The 16914-nt window shown below is 68.3% G+C and carries 16 protein-coding genes; 9 read left to right on the forward strand and 7 right to left on the reverse strand.

Going from position 1 to position 16914, the window contains the following annotated elements; genetic code table 11:
• Positions 1 to 27: 27 nt before the first annotated feature.
• Complete coding sequence (locus AB0E94_RS22595) at positions 28 to 504, reverse strand: cyclic nucleotide-binding domain-containing protein (protein WP_360329085.1); 477 nt, start codon at positions 502 to 504, stop codon at positions 28 to 30.
• A gap of 796 nt (positions 505 to 1300) precedes the next feature.
• Between AB0E94_RS22595 and AB0E94_RS22600 the strand changes: the two genes are divergently transcribed.
• From AB0E94_RS22600 to AB0E94_RS22610, 3 genes are read left to right on the forward strand one after another with little or no spacing between them, the layout of a single operon-like run.
• Entirely contained in the window at positions 1301 to 1552 is a 252-nt protein-coding gene (locus tag AB0E94_RS22600) for a hypothetical protein (protein WP_360329087.1), read from the forward strand.
• Positions 1545 to 1703: a hypothetical protein gene (locus tag AB0E94_RS22605; RefSeq protein WP_360329089.1), complete on the forward strand. Its 159-nt coding sequence runs from the start codon at positions 1545 to 1547 to the stop codon at positions 1701 to 1703. Before AB0E94_RS22600 ends, AB0E94_RS22605 begins: the two co-directional genes overlap by 8 nt.
• A gap of 28 nt (positions 1704 to 1731) precedes the next feature.
• Positions 1732 to 1980, forward strand: a complete 249-nt coding sequence (locus AB0E94_RS22610) for a hypothetical protein (RefSeq protein WP_360329091.1) — start codon at positions 1732 to 1734, stop codon at positions 1978 to 1980.
• 301 nt (positions 1981 to 2281) lie between these two features.
• On the opposite strand, the gene AB0E94_RS22615 is transcribed toward AB0E94_RS22610, so the two are convergent.
• The 3 genes from AB0E94_RS22615 to AB0E94_RS22625 form a co-directional block, all read right to left on the reverse strand.
• Positions 2282 to 2620: a transposase gene (locus tag AB0E94_RS22615; protein WP_360329093.1), complete on the reverse strand. Its 339-nt coding sequence runs from the start codon at positions 2618 to 2620 to the stop codon at positions 2282 to 2284.
• 84 nt (positions 2621 to 2704) lie between these two features.
• The gene (locus tag AB0E94_RS22620) at positions 2705 to 4423 is read right to left on the reverse strand and encodes a UvrD-helicase domain-containing protein (RefSeq protein ID WP_360329095.1); all 1719 of its coding nucleotides are present in this window, start codon (positions 4421 to 4423) and stop codon (positions 2705 to 2707) included.
• The gene (locus AB0E94_RS22625; RefSeq protein WP_360329097.1) at positions 4420 to 6243 is read right to left on the reverse strand and encodes an AAA family ATPase; all 1824 of its coding nucleotides are present in this window, start codon (positions 6241 to 6243) and stop codon (positions 4420 to 4422) included. The genes AB0E94_RS22620 and AB0E94_RS22625 overlap by 4 nt, the downstream gene beginning before the upstream one ends.
• A 46-nt stretch (positions 6244 to 6289) precedes the next feature.
• On the opposite strand from AB0E94_RS22625, the gene AB0E94_RS22630 reads away from it, so the two are divergent.
• Positions 6290 to 6469 carry a hypothetical protein gene (locus AB0E94_RS22630; RefSeq protein WP_360329099.1) on the forward strand — a complete coding sequence of 60 codons (180 nt, stop codon included), beginning with the start codon at positions 6290 to 6292 and terminating at the stop codon, positions 6467 to 6469.
• 627 nt (positions 6470 to 7096) lie between these two features.
• Complete coding sequence (locus AB0E94_RS22635) at positions 7097 to 7633, forward strand: hypothetical protein (RefSeq protein ID WP_360329101.1); 537 nt, start codon at positions 7097 to 7099, stop codon at positions 7631 to 7633.
• A 57-nt stretch (positions 7634 to 7690) separates the two neighbouring features.
• Here AB0E94_RS22635 and AB0E94_RS22640 read toward each other — a convergent pair whose 3' ends face one another.
• Positions 7691 to 8002 carry a hypothetical protein gene (locus AB0E94_RS22640; protein WP_360329103.1) on the reverse strand — a complete coding sequence of 104 codons (312 nt, stop codon included), beginning with the start codon at positions 8000 to 8002 and terminating at the stop codon, positions 7691 to 7693.
• Between the two features lie 1661 nt (positions 8003 to 9663).
• On the opposite strand from AB0E94_RS22640, the gene AB0E94_RS22645 reads away from it, so the two are divergent.
• Positions 9664 to 10074: a CU044_2847 family protein gene (locus tag AB0E94_RS22645; RefSeq protein ID WP_360329169.1), complete on the forward strand. Its 411-nt coding sequence runs from the start codon at positions 9664 to 9666 to the stop codon at positions 10072 to 10074.
• A 1525-nt stretch (positions 10075 to 11599) separates the two neighbouring features.
• Here AB0E94_RS22645 and AB0E94_RS22650 read toward each other — a convergent pair.
• Entirely contained in the window at positions 11600 to 12355 is a 756-nt protein-coding gene (locus AB0E94_RS22650) for a hypothetical protein (protein WP_360329104.1), read from the reverse strand.
• Positions 12356 to 12500: 145 nt separating this feature from the next.
• Between AB0E94_RS22650 and AB0E94_RS22655 the strand changes: the two genes are divergently transcribed.
• The 3 genes from AB0E94_RS22655 to AB0E94_RS22665 all read left to right on the forward strand — a co-directional run bounded on the left by AB0E94_RS22655 (position 12501) and on the right by AB0E94_RS22665 (position 15861).
• Positions 12501 to 14132: a methyl-accepting chemotaxis protein gene (locus tag AB0E94_RS22655; protein ID WP_360329106.1), complete on the forward strand. Its 1632-nt coding sequence runs from the start codon at positions 12501 to 12503 to the stop codon at positions 14130 to 14132.
• A 372-nt stretch (positions 14133 to 14504) separates the two neighbouring features.
• Positions 14505 to 15434, forward strand: a complete 930-nt coding sequence (locus AB0E94_RS22660; RefSeq protein ID WP_360329108.1) for a universal stress protein — start codon at positions 14505 to 14507, stop codon at positions 15432 to 15434.
• A 166-nt stretch (positions 15435 to 15600) separates the two neighbouring features.
• Positions 15601 to 15861 carry a hypothetical protein gene (locus AB0E94_RS22665; RefSeq protein ID WP_360329110.1) on the forward strand — a complete coding sequence of 87 codons (261 nt, stop codon included), beginning with the start codon at positions 15601 to 15603 and terminating at the stop codon, positions 15859 to 15861.
• 33 nt (positions 15862 to 15894) lie between these two features.
• On the opposite strand, the gene AB0E94_RS22670 is transcribed toward AB0E94_RS22665, so the two are convergent.
• Positions 15895 to 16740: a universal stress protein gene (locus AB0E94_RS22670; protein ID WP_360329112.1), complete on the reverse strand. Its 846-nt coding sequence runs from the start codon at positions 16738 to 16740 to the stop codon at positions 15895 to 15897.
• Positions 16741 to 16914 lie beyond the last annotated feature (174 nt).

The following is a 16914-nucleotide window of genomic DNA, read 5'->3' on the forward strand; positions in this document are numbered from 1 at the left end:
GTGCGCAGCCGCGACGTTCCTAGGGCCTCACACGTCGCGACGGTGACCGCTCGCACGTTGGCAGTCCGCGAGCCGGCGGCGTGCCGACCGCAGGCGGTCACTGGTGACCTGCAGAAACCGGGTCGTGAGCTCGTAGCCCAGCCCGGGATCGCTCTGACACAGTGCCCGTACCAGCGCGCCGTTGAACGTCAAGGTGTGCGTGGTGTCGACCGCGACCGCCCCGAACTGCCACCGAAACGGCGGGAACAGCCACGACCAGCCCAGGACCGCCGGTGACCGTAACGTGTCGAGCACGAAGTTGTCGTAGCCGGGCACCTCGCTGTCAAGGAAGACGCTACCGTCGGTGATCAGCCAGAACTGCTCAGCCGGCACCCCCTCCCGGAAGACCCGGTTGCCGGCGTGGAACATCGACCGGCTGGTCAACGGCACCAGCAGGCCGAGTTGGTGTTCGGTGAGCCCGGCCAGGAACGGCTGCTGCGCGAGCGTCTCGACGGTGGGAAACACGTCAACTCCTCGAATCGGAGAGCGGGTGACGACCCCAACGGTGCTTGCCCGTCAGTCAAGCGCCAGAGGCCGCATCCGGCGAGGGCCACACGTCAGGAACCAGCAGGACGCAAGGGCCACCCCCGACGCGGCTGCTGGTGTTGCTTCCTGTTCACAGCGATCATTTCGGGCCACAATGCGGGACTGGGTCAGGTTCGTGTCGACCGCCCGCCCCGCACCCGCTCCGTGCGGGCAACCCGGCAGACCCGGTCATCTCGCCCTACCCCGCAGCTCCTGCAGCCATCCTGGTGATGAGGCGGTGTCGCCTCCACGCTGGGCCGGCACAGTTGAGCCCCATGATCCACGACCACAGCTCCGAGAGCGCCAGCCAGGATCCTGCCCCCGACCAGACACCGTCACCGGCCGGCCGCCCTGCCCAGCCGGTGCCACCCGGCGAACTGGGGCCGATGCTGCCAGTAGCAGCCCCATACGGAGTTGCATCGTACCGGGGCGAGACCCATACCCCCACTCCCTACCCAGGGGTACACCTGTTAGCTGCACCAGGGAGCACGCCGGCACTCCGCCGCTCTCACCGTTGCGCTGAGCAGGATATTTATCCTGTGCACCGAGTCTATGCGGCGTGCTCTGAGTCGTCGAGGCATCGATGGACGTTTGCCGCGAACGTAAAGGCTGGCCCGACGCGAACGTAAAGGCGAGCCCGAACACAAAGCCCTCCGCCTCAGCTCGCCCGTGACGCAGGGCGGCTGCCGTACGTCACGGACGAGGTAGGTCGAGCTACGGCGGTAGGGTGGCGGGCGTGTCTGACGATGAGGGCTCGGTGGATCCCAGCCGCATCCGCGAGATCGAGACGACGTACTGGCAGCTCACCAACGGGATCGCCGACGTCGAGGCTGGGATCCAGACCGCGGCCCGGTCTACGGCTGCGGTGGGTCGTGGACGGAACCGAGGTCCGACACCCGACATCTGGCCGAGGCCCGAGACAATCGACATCCCGCCTGCGTTCGACTGGGCAGCTGACGAGCAGGGGTACGGTGACCGGCGTGACTGATCCTGAGCTGGAGGCGTACGCGCGCTGGGATGCGGAGGCCAGCCCGGAGGAGCGGGCCGCGATGGAGGCTCTCGCCGCTCACGATGCGGCCGGTGCTGGCGAGTGGCGGGCAGCGCCCACCGGCGAGGACGCCGCGGCGCTCCAGGAATGAATGGGACGCCGACGCCGACCGCATCACGGTGCAGCCGTTCCAGGTGTACGACGGGCCGGTCCCGCCGCCGGCGCTGCTGCCGTTCGACGACGGGGACGCCCGGCAGATGCAGGAGGCTGTAGCAGCCTGGGAGGCGTCATTACCCGCCGAGGATCAGGCCGTACTCGCAGCGCTCAAGGCGGACGACGCACGTGGTGATTTTGACCCGAGCGACCACGAGCGGCAGGCATGGCGACAGCAGATGTGGGATCGTTTGCCGCGACGTGCTACTGACTGACGCTAGGCCAGGCGAGGACCGGCTCAGCTGCCTCAATACGGGCCGGGTAGTCCGAGGGTGAGACTCCCCCCGGGCTACCCGATCGGGCAGTAGCGATGTCTCGCCGAACCGGGTTCAAGCCGCACGGCGCCGCCGTCGGCCTGACCGTCGTGCCCGGTACGTCTGCGCACGCAGGCTGCGAGTCTGTTCGGCCAGCCTGCCGAGAACGTGCTGCAGCCGGTCATGGATGTGCTGCTGCGCCACGGCGTGTGACAGAGATGCCTCGTCGCAGTCGACACCGACCGGGAACTGTGGGCCGAGATTAACGATCCCCACGGATGAATCCGGGGGATTTCCCTCCGGAGCTGTCAGGCCCTGGATTCCCAGCTCGGACTGCGCCAGGTTCACGCTCCCGGCAGCAGGTGATGTGGTGTCTAACGTTGTCGGCACTGGCGCGGTCGCGTTCAGCCGTGGCGAGAATCTTCCTCGCAGCGTTGAGGTCACGGCAGGCGGTGTAGCCGCAGGCCGTGCACTCGAAAATGTGGACACCCAGTCCGAGGCGGAGATTGGTTCTCTCCCCGCACGCGGAGCAGGTCATCGTGGTGTAGGCGGGCGGTACCGGCACCACCTTCCGGCCGGAGCCCGCCGGATTGGATCTCACGCTGCGGCACAGACCCGGCAATCACCGGGTCGTAGTTCGTTCCTCCGTGCCCGTCGGACCAGCCCACGCGGGGCCGGGTTCGGTTCACCCGATGAGGACCGGTACCTGGCGGTCGCGCAGGTGTTCGGTGATCGCGGGCAGTTGGTCGGCGCCGATGCCGATGCCGAGTAGACGCTGGGCTCGGGTCACTGCGACGTACCAGGTGCGCAGCAGTTCGTCGGTTGCCGGGTCCCCGTTGATCCATCTGATGCCCGCGTCGTCGTCGGGGACTAGGAGCAGCACCGCCTGGTACTCGGCGCCTTTGACCTGGTGGATGTTATCGGCCGGGCACGGCCTGCCGGTGTCGTCGGTGCGGGGTGGCAGAGTGGCGGTACCCCGGAGATAGCCGGTGGTGCGCTGCGGTGCGGCCCCGGCGGGGCGAGGGCTGTCCTTCAGCCGTTGGTTGACGGCTTTCGGCCAGTTCGGGCCGGGTTCTGGCAGGGCGTGCAGAAAGGCGTAGGCGTGCCGGGCGATCGTGTCGAGGTCGAGGCCGGCGGCGATGGACTGGTCTTCGAGGCTGCTCGTGTGGTCGAGGTGCGGGTACCAGTAGCGCAGCAGCGTCCGGGCGCCGGTACGGCAGGCGCTGTCGAGCAGGTCGTGGCCGGCGGTCGCCGAGTGCAGCACGCGTCGGGCGTGCGCGAGCCGGGTGGCCGTGTTTGCGCCGTTTGGCCGGTGGGCGGCCGGCAGATGGGCCCGGCGGTGGGCGGTGGTCAGGCATTGCTGTGGGCTGATTCCGTGCTGGTGTGCGTGCTGCAGGAAGATGTCGGTGACCGGGCGGCCGCTGGGCAGGTGCCGGTTCCCGGTGCGGGTGAACACCGCGGGGAGCAGGATAACCGGCGGATCCGCTGTGGTCGTGTGGACGGCGATGTCGGGAGGGCGCCGACCGGTGCGCAGGGTGTTGGCGAGTCGGCATACCGGGCCGGTGGAGCGCCAGTTTCCGTCGAGGACGATCGTGGTCCCGAGCTTGTTCTCCAGGGCGGCGAGTCTCGCGGGGTCGGCGTCACGCCATCCGTAGATCAGCTGGTCCGGGTCCGCGACGACGACCAGTGGGACACCGTGCTCGTGGAGCCGGTCGAGGATCTCCACGTCGGTGCTGGAGCAGTCCTGGCCCTCGTCGACGACGAGCTCGGCGAACCTTGACCGCAGCGTGTCGGCCAAACCCGGGTCACGGTCGAGGTGTTGCAGGGCCAGCTGGCGGGCTTCGTGGCCTGTGACGTATCCGCGCGAGCAGAGATCCCGGCGGACGGTGTACGCCTGCCGCACCCAGTCGTCCCAGTTGCGGCCGCTGGATTGGATCAGCCGCAGGTACGCCGTGGGCATCAGGTCGCGACGGATGACATCGGCGTAGGTGCCGGGCCGGCAGATGAAACTGAACGCGCTCAGCGGGACGGTGCGGTGGTTGAGGGTGACGGTGGCGTTGACCCTGTCCCAGGAGTCGAGCAGTTGCAGCGGCCGTTCAGGTGAGCGATGCGGGATGACGAGGTGGTTCCACAGGAATCCGTCCAGCGTGCCGACATAGTGCGGGTATCCGGTCGCGTCGGGCCGGCCCAGCCGGTGGCAGCGGTCACGGATCTGCTGGGCAGCGGCCCGGGTGTACGACAGCAGTGCCCGGCCGTCGCGCAGCACAGCGGCCGGGCCGCGCAGGTGTCGGCTGACGATCACGTGGGTCTTCCCGGCGCCGGGGCATGCTCGCACGAACAGTGGGGCCGCTGCGGTGATCGCCTGCTGCTGTGCGGCGGCGGCCTGGTCAGCGGCGGCGTTCATGGCGTCTCGATGTCCGTGTCAGCGCCGGTGTGGGCAAGGAAACGGATCGCGTCGGCGATCGGGGTTGGCACGGTGAACGGCGATCCGTCGGCCAGCAGGTCGGCGAGGGCGTTGACGTAGCGGATAGGGCAGACCGCCGGTTCGCCGCCGAGACCGGGGCTGAACATGTTCTGGAACACCCGTGGCCGTTCTGCTGGCTCCTCGGCGTCCACCGCCTGCCACCGCTGCTCACTGTCCGGTTCGGCTTCCCGCAGCGCCGCACGCAGCACTGCCTCGTTGGCGGGGCACATCAGCGTCTGCCAGATCGGCTCGCCGACGGCGAACCGGCGGACATTGTCGGTGCCGACGCCGGGAACATCACAGAACCTTACGGTCGAGGCGGGCGGCGGCATCTCGACAGGGTTTCCCGGATAGGTGCCGGCGAGTACGGCGATCCGTTGCCCGAAGCGTGCCTCGCCGTTCTCGGTGAGCAGTACCGCCAGGATCAGGCCCGGGTCGACATCGCTGGCCGCGATCACGGTCGCCGCCCGGAACCGGGACACGTCGTGACTGTTCTGTTCGCTGTCCGGGCCGGTGAGGACCAGGTCGGCCAGCGCTGACAGCAGCAGCGCCTCGGCCGTGGTCGCGACCAGCAGGACCGGTGTCCCGTAGAACAACGACGACCGGGACACCGACAGATACCGGTCGAGGCGCCGCAGTTCCCGGCCGGCCATCTCCAGGTCCGCGACCGCTACCGCCCGGACCGGCTGCCGCCCGGGCCGGGTCAGGACCACCAGGTCACGGGCGCTCACCGCCGCCGACAGTCCTGGCGCATGGGTGCTCACCACGATCTGCAGATGTCCGGCCGGCAGGCCCGGATCGGTCTGGTCCCGGCGCCGGGACGCCTGCGCGGCCTCCTGCAGGTTCTTGAGCAGTACCGTGGACAGCAACGGATGCAGATGCGTCTCCGGCCCGTCGATGAGCAGCACAGTCAGGTCGGACTCCCGGGCGGCGTCCAGCTCGGCGAGCACCGTAGCAAGATAGAGCGCCTGCGCGTAGCCCTGCCCGGACCGGCCAGCTGCCGCGGCTGTGGTTCCCGATGTCCAGCTCGTCATCCGCAGCGCCCGGCTGAGCTCACCCAGGCTCGGGTCGAGGGCGGACAACCCGGCCTGCCGGTGCTCGGCGGCAGCGGTGATCGCGGCCATCGGCCGGGTGACCGCCGCACCAACAGCCCGCACCACCGGGTCAGCCGACAGGTCCATCAACGAGAACGCCGCCCGGTCCAGGAACGCACCGGCTTCGCCCGGGGCGGTGAGCAGGGCCTCCAGCAACACCCTGACCCGGGCAGCACCGACCTGTCCGGACAGATCCCGGACCGCGTCCCGGCCTGCCGGCAGGTGAACATGGCGGACCGCGGTACGCAGGGCCGGCTCCCCTGCGGATTCTCGGCCTTCCCCTACGTGCCATGTCGTCACGCCGCGGCGGCGGCCCAATGGCGGCGGGGTGTAGGTCATCGACCAACGGGCGCGGCGGGTTCCCCCGTCGCCGGCACCCTCCAGCAGCGCATCGCGGTAGGTGCCTGCGTGTTCCGGCCGGACGCCGGCCAGCACACCGTCCAGCCGGATCGCCCCAGCAGGTCCGCCGTCGTGGGACAGGTCGATTTCGGTCAGGCCGGTACCACGGTGGCCGTCGACCGGGTCGGTGAGGTGCCGAATGGCATCGAGTACGGTCGTCTTTCCCGTGTCGTTGCGGCCGGTCAGGATGGTGACGTCGGGACGCAGCCGAACCCGTGTCTGCCGGCAGGCGCGCAGATTCTCGATGGTCAGCTCGGACAGATACATGGCGGTCTCCTCGTCGCAGTGGTCATGGGGCGGCTGAGTTCAGGCCGTGTCAGGGCTCGGGATCGGCCACACGCTGCTCAGCGGCAGCGGTGACGGCGGCTACCAGGCCGGTGGTGCGCCGCCCGGCAGCAGGGGCACTGCCCGCGCTCGTCGTACCGGCTGGGATCGCCCGCGACGCGCCGAACAGCGGACGGCACCGGACGACGTGATCACCGACGATCTGTGACCGGTCGGCGCGGTCGCTGGGAACGGTATGGTCCTCGACGTTCAGGGCTGTCACGGCGGGTCATCTGGCTTTCCGTCTCGTACCGGATGCCATTCCCCTGGCCGGGGTGGTGGACTGCGCGCCAATCAGATCCGGCTGCGGCCACCCGAGCGCCACAGGTCCGGCAGGACCCGGCCCGGCAGCTCTGAAGCGAGAGCATAGCCGAAATCGGACGCCGGGTTCGGCGCTGACGCACCGATTGGCTCCGGCGATTAGGGATACCGTCCGGCGACATCTGCCACCGGCCGGACGGGAGTTCCCCTGCCCATCCGGTTACCCGCATCCGTCGCTTGTCGCCACGGCAGCACCCACACGATCATTCCCATCGATCAATCCCGAATGCCGCCGGCGTGTCCTGGAGACCGAGGGACTTCTCCTGCACCCAAGTCATCTTTCCACGACAGGAACGCACCGAACCGGCGCCGGAAGCCACGCTGCGGCGACCATCACGGCATATCGGCAGCGCGATGCAGCCGCCATGACCATGTAAACCGTGGTGCCAAAGATGACCACCTGTCTTTCGTGCACCGATTACATGTGATGGACTGACTTCAACGAAGGCCCGGTTCACGAAGGATCGGAGACAGGATGGCAATCCGGCTCAAGCTCGGCAACTACGAGACGATTCAGGGCGACCCGCTCGGACGAGCGTTCATCGGCTGCTTCCCGCGCATCACTGAAGAAGAGGCGTGGGAGGCCGGCCGGGGTGTGTGGAAGATGAACCGGGAGAAGGCAAGCCGGCAGCGGTTCGCGCTCATCGTCGGCGAAGGCACGGTCCGCGTGGTCGCCGAGATCACCGGCTACACCGAGCACACCACGGCGACCGGCGTGCGCGGCGCCCTGGAAGGCACGCCCCTGCCAGCCGGCCACCCCGTACGCGACGCCTACCTCGGTCAGCCGGACCCGGTCGCCAACGGTTCGCAAAACCCGGTGGGCTACTGCGAACTCCCCGAAGAACAGGCGTACCTGCTGCGCCCGTGCGCGTGCGGCTGCGGCGACGACACCGACCGGGACTTCCTGCCAGGCCACGACGTCCGCGCCATCCAGCAACGCGTCCGGGATCACTTCGACGGCTCGGCGCTCAAGCTCATCCAGTTCATCGACCAGCACGCCACGGCCGCCTGAACCAGACGAACTCGCTCCCCCGGCCACCCGTGCCAGCGGCACGGGGCCGAGGTGGCCTCACCCGCGCAAGAGCCTGCGCAGCCACTGCCCACGCAGCCGCGATGCGGGAGGCGTGACTTCGAGGATCTCGCCGTCGAAATATTCAAGAACTTTCACCTGGTACCCGTGTGTGGTCAGCGTCTCAGCATGCTGCCGCATCTTCTCGGGCCAAACGCGGGACGGATCCTCATGAAATCCACCGACGTGAGGGGGAGCCCCGTTCCTCCCGGGCTCGACCACGAAGCCGCCGTCGTAGTGCCCCTCTTCGCGGAAGGCGTCATAGTCACGACCGCCATGCCGGCGGAGCAAGGTGCGGATTCCCTCCGCCACCCGCTCGGCATCCGCTTCTGCTGCTGGTGAGCCTCAGCACCCATGGCGGTCACCGTAGCCGCCCCCATCGCAGGCCGAGCGCCGCCGGCGATCACAGGTGGTCACCCGTCAGCTGCTAATCGATGGTAACCACTGACGCTCTGTCGGCGTTCCACGGCTCACATTGTCACTCCGGTTGAGTTTCCGACCTGGCTTGCTGTGCAGGTGGACAGGTTCAGCGGCGCCGTCGGGTCCCAACTGGAACTGGATCACTGTTTCGGAACGTCACGGCCGCGCGGAGACAGGCCGAGGAGGGGCTACCTTCCCTGTGGTACCGGTATCGATCTGGTGATCACGCGAAGTTCAGGGGTGCACCGTCACCACACGACCGTCGTCGGGGAGCCGCATCACCGCCAGGCTGTCATGACGCGGTTCGGCCCACTCAAGGGCCGGATTCCCTTCTGGCGAAAAATCGACGCGGCACATCGAACCGGCCGTCCATCGGCAGTGTTCCAGCAATCGTAAAGTTCCTCACTTTCTTTCCGGGGCCCCGATGAGCGCGACCACCAGACCCGCCATCATCGCGTTGAGCGTCATTGTTCCGATAGCCGGCACCGTCTTGCTCGGCGTGCCGATCATGACCTCACACTGGGCCACCGACTGGGACAAGCTAGCTGATATCGGTCAACTATTGGGGGCCGCTATCTCCGCTGCTGCGCTGCTCGTCCTCGCCGTCAGCCTCCTCTACCAGGCACGCGAACAGCACAACACCAACAGGTTCAGCCTGCTCAATACCCAGATCGCGATCAACCAACTGGTTCACGAGAACCGGAAACCTATGCGCAGGTCTTCGCCTGCCAGAACTCGTTCGGGGATCCCGATGAGATCCGCCGCTTCTTTGCAGCGGATACCATCATCAGGTTCCTGGCCGTCGGGTACGAGACCGGCACCATCAAAAAGCGTGACCTACTCTCGAGTCCGCTCGTGCGCGGGTTCTTCCGAACACCCACCACGCGCACCTACATGAGGTACGCGGCCGATGAGTGGGACAGCAACGTCGACGAACGATGGGTAGGCAAGTTCGCCGCGGTCCTGAAGGAACTCCGGGAGAACGACGACGCGGAGGCGACCAGCCCGGCATCCGCCGACGGGCCTACCATGACGCCACTGCCGGCCCCGAGCGCTTGCCGTCCGCTGTCGCCGGGCGCGGACGGTGCAATCCCGTCGGCGCCGGCCGGTGTGCAACCGTCGCTCATGGTCAGAAACCATCTGCTGAGCGCCCCGGGAGCCTGCACTCAGGCGACGATCGCAAGGCTGACTGGTGAGCGCGCTGCGGGCAGATCGTCCGCCCCATTCACCGTCATCTGGCGCGCTACCGGGACCGCCGTCAACTCGCCCGGTAGCGACGAGTCCCTGGTGGCCCGGCTCGGTGGGCGCATCGATCTCCGCCTCACGCCGTCTGATCCTGCCGGCACCGCCAGCAGGGCCGAGCCGACTGCAGGGATTTATCCGGGACGGGGACAGCGCAGCAGCAATGAACAGCGGCGGAAACGTCGAGACTCTTCGCAGTAGGCGGGCCCGCGGTTTGCGCGCACCGCCCCGAGGCTGGGATCCGCTCGGGTCGCTGTTGACGACCTGCCTCCGGTCTTCGTGGCGTCCGGGTTTACCGTCCGTCGTTGCCGGTGGTGGCGTGCCGCTTGTACCGTCCAAAGCCGAACCTGACATCAACGATGATCGACTGGGAGTGTGCTGTGCTGGAAGATCGTGCCGTGACCGAGCCGACCGCCATCATCCCGATCCAGGCCGGCCAGGACAGGGTTTACCTGTCGGTGCAGCGGATCGATCAGGTCAGCGGTGACGAGCAGGAGATCTCGGCGCGCATACCGTCGTTCGACGAGGTCGTCGCGAAAGTGACCGGGCTGGCGGGCAGTGCCATTGACGGTCTGCGTAACAGCGGCGCCGACCGGGTCACCCTCGAGTTCGGCTGTGAGTTCGGTCTGGAGTCCGGTCAGCTGATCACACTCATCAGCAAGGCGACCGGGAAGGCAACGTTCAAGATCGGGCTCGAATGGAGCGCGCCGACGACGCACTGAACCGGGTTACTGTCCTGGCCTCCGGCCGGGTCGGCTGCGGCGATGTTTGACACCGCGCCGGCAGGCCAGGACTTGCTCGAGCCCGGGCGTCTCACCTGGACGGTGATGCGACAGGCGCTTACCGTTGCAGTGCCTGGGCACGGCTCGGTGCTGCGGCTGCCAGCACTGACACCGTCGGCGCATGCAGGGTCAACCGGCGGGCTACCTTGTCGTGCCACACGGCTGCGACCTGTATCGATGGCGCCGGACGAGTCTGCCGGACGGTGGCTGGCCAGGTGGCGCGCATGACCCCGGTGAGGATCCTCGTGGCCTGTTCTCCTCCCGGCATCATCAGCAGGAGAACCTGCAGCCGCCACCCGGACCACATGATCAGCGTCGCTATCCGGCGGCGGCGCTGGTGATGTCGCGTAACCACCTCCGGCCTTCTGTGACTCCGGTCCACAGCTGTTCGATCGAGGCCTCGGCCCGCCGGGATACCCCCATCGATCGGTTGAGACGGCTGTTGACACGGTCGAACGGCATCCGAGTCAGTCGGCAGATCTGGGCGACGATGGCCTTCAGCTCGTCACCCAGTCCGCTACGTGTGTGTCCAGCCCACGGCGGGTCCTGCCATTGGCCAGGCAGTTCGGACTCCGTCTGCGGCATCCGGTCCCAGCACGGTGGGCAGAACTCGAAGGAGTCGAGGACCGGGGCAGCACCGCAGCTCAGGCATACGGTGTTCTCGCAGTGGGCGCAGTAGGACGACGCCGAGTCGGAAAGGTCCGCGACCCGACCCGGGTCCGTCGCTCTGACCCACTGCCATCGAGAGATGCAGGCCTTGCGGCACCGCTCGTGCATGCCCCGGGTTTCCTCGGCACGCCATCGATCTGCTTCAGCGAGGGCTGCGGCATTCTCGCAGTCACCGCAGACGGCGAACTCCGTCGCCACCGGCTGGCGCTGACAGTCAACGCAGACCGGGTGCTCACCCCAGGCGCACCAGGTCACCGACCCGGCGGCGTTGTTCCACGCCGTGTACTGCGACCGGCAGCCTTCCCAGCATGGCTGTAGCCGGCCGAGGTGTTCAGGCCGCCGGGCTGGCGCTTTGCTGTACGCCACGCCGGCGGCGGCCGCGTTCGCCCGTTGCTGGGCCTTACGGGCGCGATCTCGTGCCACGACGTCTCCTCCGCGAAAGCCACCGCGCTCCTTCGCCATGAACGAGACGCCCGATGAGGGCGGCATGGCGGGATCGACGGCGAGTCGCAGACCCTTCGACCTCGCCACACGGCGGTCCTGGCGCGGGCAGGACACGACCGGGCACACCCGGTGTGCACGGACGAGACAGGCTGGCACGAGACAGCCACCGCGGACGATACAGCCGACGGGCTGCGGTCCGCAGCCGCCACACGGCGAACTCTCCGATTCCCGCCATCCAGGTGACCGAGACTGACCGGCCCGGCCGTGGCCGCCACCTCGATGAAGCCCTGTGCGCGTCGATCGGCAGGTCCGCGAGGTGAACGTGACCTTGGTCGAGCAGGCACAGATGCCGTCAGGCCGCCTCTTGTTCGTACTCGGTAGCCGGGACGGCCTCCCACCGCGACGCCCCCCAGAGGGTCTTTCCCGCGGGCTGAAGTCGGCCGGCGGCGATGAGCTCGTTGATCGCCCAACGTGTTTCGTGGCGCTTGCAGGAATATTTGAAGGCCATGGTGCCGACCGTCACTGGCCGGATACCGGCACGCGCACGTATGGCCTCGCGGAGCGAATCACGCCATTTCTGTTCGACTTCTTCAGTGTGCCTCGCGGCCCGCTCGCGGTCGGTGAGGATCCCACGCCAGGCAATGGAGCCCTGTGGCGTGGCCAGATAGCGCAGCACCAGGGGTGTCGGGCCCTGCGAGAAGAAGGCGGTGAACCTGTCATGGCCCTGGGTGAGGTGGTACTCAGGGTGCTCGGCCGGGTCGGTGTTGGTGCACATGACGATCGAGCCCTCGGCGACGAGCTGCTGGATGGGTTCTTGGAGGGTCTCCCATGCCTGGCCGGGTGCCGGCCACTGATTGAGGATCCGGAACTGCACGTGCTCCGGCGCGCTCGCACTTGCGATGTTGGCGCTCCACCGGGCGTAAAGCTGTTCGACCAGCATGGGACGGTCCGCTCCATCCAGCGTCCGCCGAATGTAGGGCGCGTAGTCGATCGTTTGCTGAGGGTCGGCAGGCATAGACAGATAATGCCAGCGAGGTACGACATTCCCTTCGGCGATGCCACACCCCTGCAGAGCAACATCGATGCCGTTCGCCGATCTGCTGGGCACCGCATGTACGGCACAGCAGACGGATCGGCGATGCGGCGGGAACGACCCTCTCCGCGTTTCTGGTCACATCGTGCGCCCCGGTGGTATTCGCTGAGTATCGGACAACTGTCGGCAGCGGCCGCCGTCGGTGAAGGTGAGAGGCCCGGTGAACAGTGCGATGACAGGTGACGGTCTCCAGCGGCAGCGCCGGCCGTGGGCGGATCTACCGGTCCTCGGCAAGGTCCTATCGGCGGTGCTGCTCGGTCTGATGGCCGCGGTAGGCGTCGGTGTGCTCGGCATCGTCGAGCTCGGCAAGGTAGACGAAGCCGGCGGCGGAATCTACGAGGGCAATCTGCTTCCGATTACGGCTCTCGCCGGTATTGACGGCAACGTCAACGAGGTCCGAGCGACGATCCTGCGGCACGTGATCAGCGACGGTGACGCCGCTATGAAGGAACTGGAGCAGGAACTCGTCGCCTTCCGCAGCGAGGTTGACACGTTGTGGGAGCAGTACGCCGCAGGCGGGGCCACCGCGCAGGAGAAGACAGCCCGCGACGAGTTCCAGTCCGCGTTGCTGGCATCCCGCACGATCGCTGACGAACAGGTCCTACCAGCGAGCCGGGCGGGGCGGACCGCGGCGGCCTTCGCCGCGGTGAACACGACCTACGACAAGAGCTTCGACCGGCTCAGCACCGCGCTGATCGCACTCGACGAACTGGAACGGGCACAGGCCAAGGCAGGGGCGGACCGTGCCCAGTCGACGTACGTTTTCGCGCGCAACCTGTTGATCACCATCCTGGTCGCCGGGGTGGCCCTGGCTCTCGCGGTCGGTATCGTGGCCGCCCGGACGGTCAGTACCGCGGTGGCGGGCATGGTCAGTGTCTTGCACCGCGTCGAGCAGGGGGATCTCACCGCTACGGCACCGGCCCGGTCTCGTGACGAGCTCGGGCAGCTCGGAACGGTGTTGAACGCGACCACTGCCCGGTTGCGTGACGTGATCGGCGGCCGGATGGCGCAGACTGCAGTGAGTCTGGCGGCAGCGGCCGAGGAGCTGTCAGCGGTCAGCACCCAGTTGCAGTCCGGTGCTGGGGCTGTCGCGCAGCGGGCGACGTCGGCGACGCACGCCTCCGAGGAGGTCAACGTCGGGGTCCAGGCAATCGCGGCCGGCGCCGACGAGATGAGCGCGTCGATCAGCGAGATCGCCGCGAACGCCGGTCAGGCAGCCCAGGTCGCGCAGAAGGCCAAGACCGTCGCCGAACGTACTACCGCGCAGGTCGCCGAACTCGGATCGGCGAGCGCCGAGATCGGCGAGGTGGTCAAACTGATCACCAGCATCGCCGAGCAAACCAATCTGCTGGCCTTGAACGCGACCATCGAGGCGGCCCGGGCCGGTGAACTCGGCAAGGGGTTCGCGGTGGTCGCCGGGGAGGTCAAGGAACTGGCCCAGCAGACCGCCAAGGCCACCGAGGAGATCACCACCCGGATTAGCGCGATCCAGACGTCCAGCGCCGCCGCAGCGGACGCGATCGAGGAGATCACTGACGTGATCGGCCACATCGGCGATTACACGACTACCATCGCCTCCGCAGTCGAGGAGCAGACCGCCACGACGGCGGAGATGAGCCGGTCGGTCACCGAGGCCGCCGGTAACAGCGGCGATGTGGCCCGGACCGTCTCCGGGGTCGCCGATGTGGCAGCCTCGACCGCTGAAGGAGCCCGCACGACGCAGCAGGCTGCCGATGATCTGACCCGGCTGGCAACGGAGCTGACCGACATCGTCGGCAGCTTCCGGCATTGATGGATGGGGCGTCCCGGGAACCGCATGTCCGGCGTTGGCCACTGCCGGTGGCGGCGACCCGCGTCGTCAACGCCGGATGCCACCCACCGTTGGTGGCCGGCCCAGAACGCTGTACACCGGTTGCGCCTGCTCCGGCGGCGTGGCAACCCCGGGCAGAGATCCGGCAGCGGTTTCGTGGCGGGATGTGTGCCGGGCAATGTCAGCTCGTCCGGTACGGCGCAACGCCTGTGCGGTTCACCGGCACCCGGTACCCCGGACCGGCCGTACAACGGGCTTTCCCCGCTGTCGCGTCGATAGAATCCACCCGGCCGAGAACACCTGCGGCGCCGGCATTCGCGGGTGCCAGCGACGGGGCTGCTCGGCAGATCGCCCGTGAACGAGGTCATGCAAGACGTCAGGTGCCTGTGGTACCGGAGAGGACGCCCGGTGAGCGGTTCGGAGTCTCTGCAGGTTCTGGTGGCCTACGACGGGTCTCCGCCAGCGAACGCGGCGATCGAGGTGGCGGCTCGGCTGTTCCCGAACGTGTCCGCATCGATCGCGTATCTCTGGACGGCTCCGTACGCCAACGATGAGGTCCGGTCGAGGCTCTGGAAACGCAATGGTGATCTCGACGGTCTCGTCGCCGCGATCGAACGCGAAGGCGAGCAGGACGCCGTGCGGGTGGCCGCGACCGGTGTCGTGCTCGCCCGCGCTGCGCACTGGGACGGCCGGCCGCTGATCCGGCAGGCCCACGGCGGTGAGGGCGTGTACCTGGCACAGCTCGCGAAGGAGGTGTCGGCGGATCTGCTATTGGTCGGGTCCCGTGGTCTGGGCGGTGCTCGCGCTTTTCTGGGCAGCGTCTCCGACATGGCCGTGCATTACAGCCCGTGTCCGGTGTTGGTCATTCCCCAGCCGCTGCTGACCGACGAGTACGCCGCACTCGCGTCCGGTCCGGTCGTCGTTGGCTGGGATGCCTCCCCCGGCGCGACGGCAGCGCTCGCCGCGGCCCGCACTCTGCTGCCGGGCCGGGACCTGCTGGCCGTCTCGGCCGGCGACGACGTGGATCAGCCAGTAGCGACCCTCCACGGCGGTGACCGGCCAGCGACCGTGCTCCAGGTGCCTCGGGGGCACGGCACAACGGGGCGAGCGGTAGCCGAGGCGTTGGCCGTATGTGCGCGGGAACATCAGGCGGCCGCTGTCGTCGTGGGGTCCCGAGGGCGCTCCGCCGCAGCCGAGATCATCCTGGGCAGCGTCGCCATGGCCACCCTGCATCATGCTCACCGGCCCGTCCTGGTCGTTCCTTCCTCGTCGCGTGACCTCTGACGCCTCGATCGCCGTCTGCCGGCCGGCTGCGCGGGGCCGCTGTCACCTCGACGTGTGAGCTGTGGGGAGACGCTGATTGGTCTACGCAGTGCCCTACGGCAGTGACCGGCCAAGGTCACCTCCGTTGGGCACGGAGCCGGGATCGGTTCGGCGTATGCCGGCAGGTATGGAGTTGGTACTCATCGTGCTCGCCCCGGCTGAGCTCATCGCGGTGATCATTGCCGGAACGCTGGGCAGCGACCAGCACGACCTTCGGTGGAAAACGCATCATGCCCGAGCCATGGACACGTTCGACGGTGGCGGCAGCAGCAGGGGTGATGGCAGGGACGTGTTGTGGGTGGGCTGGCCTATGGTTCGCTTCCCGGTGATCACGCATGCCGTGTCCGGGCCGGCAGCGCCGCTGTCATCGGCCGAGCCCCGGCGGTAGGGCTGTGCCCGGTACACCGCCGCCGATGCCGTGTTACCCAGCGGGCCGGGACAGGGGTAGGAGCAGGACGGGACACAACCGCTGGCCGATGGGTAGAAGGCTCGTCGATTGGCGGAACAGGTCGGTCAGTGTGCCGGTGCTGTCCAGACCGCCGATCAGGAGGCGGCCACGCCAGGAAGCTCTGGCCACCGTGTGGATCAGGTCGGATTCGGTGACGACGACGCGGTCCACCTGCGGCTGCGGGCGGTTGCTTCGCCACCGGTCGATGACGTCGGCGACGTCCCCCGCCGGTGGTGACGACCGGGGCGAGTCTGCGGGTACGGCGGTCTGCATGTCGACGACGATAAGAGGGCTACCGTCGCGAACGGCGATGTCGTAGGCGGTGTCCAGGATGGCGCTGTGGTTGTCTGCCACGGCGACGACCGGGCCGTATCGGCAGGCGGGTCCGCGGCAGACCAGTAACGGGCAGGCGCTGAGACGGGACAGTTGTGTGGTGGTTGATCCCCATGCCGAGGCTGGTCCTGCCGTGTCGTGGTGACCCGTCACGAGCAGGCAGGCAGATGTTGAGTGATGCAGCAGCGCGCTGACCGGGCTGTCCCGGGTCCATTCGGTGGTGACCGGCAGGCCCGGGGCCTGTGTCCGCACCCGGTGCGCGGCCAGATCGAGCAGGTCGCGGCCGCGGGTCAGGGTCGCCGGTGCTGCGGTCGGGTCCGCTGGTGGCGCGCCCGGTTCGTGACGGCGTGCGCGTACCAGTGTCAACGCGACGCCCCGGCGTACCGCTTCAGCGGCGGCGGCGTCCACGGTGAGCAGGGAGCCGGGCAACTCGCCGACGCCGGCCACGACGGGCGGCTTCGCGGTCACCGACAGGGCACTGCGCATGAGGTGAGGTTAAATCCGCGGGGGTGGTTGTCGGCAGGGCCGACCGGTACCGGCCGGCCGCTCAACGTCCGATGATCAGCAGGCCGGCAGGGGTACACGGGAGCTGGTCTGGTCCGGGAAAGGCCCGGTGTGGGGGTCGGGCGCCCGGCGAGGTGTGTCTTCGGGTCGGCGTGT

The sequence above is a fragment of the Actinoplanes sp. NPDC026670 genome (assembly GCF_040638175.1).
Classification (GTDB): Bacteria; Actinomycetota; Actinomycetes; order Mycobacteriales; family Micromonosporaceae; genus Actinoplanes.

Coding starts and splice junctions, on each gene's coding strand:
- AB0E94_RS22620 (WP_360329095.1), bottom strand. CDS start 4,423: ATGAACGCCGCCGCTGACCAGGCCGCCGCCGCACAGCAGCAGGCGATC.
- AB0E94_RS22625 (WP_360329097.1), bottom strand. CDS start 6,243: ATGTATCTGTCCGAGCTGACCATCGAGAATCTGCGCGCCTGCCGGCAG.
- AB0E94_RS22635 (WP_360329101.1), top strand. CDS start 7,097: ATGGCAATCCGGCTCAAGCTCGGCAACTACGAGACGATTCAGGGCGAC.
- AB0E94_RS22665 (WP_360329110.1), top strand. CDS start 15,601: ATGGAGTTGGTACTCATCGTGCTCGCCCCGGCTGAGCTCATCGCGGTG.
- AB0E94_RS22670 (WP_360329112.1), bottom strand. CDS start 16,740: ATGCGCAGTGCCCTGTCGGTGACCGCGAAGCCGCCCGTCGTGGCCGGC.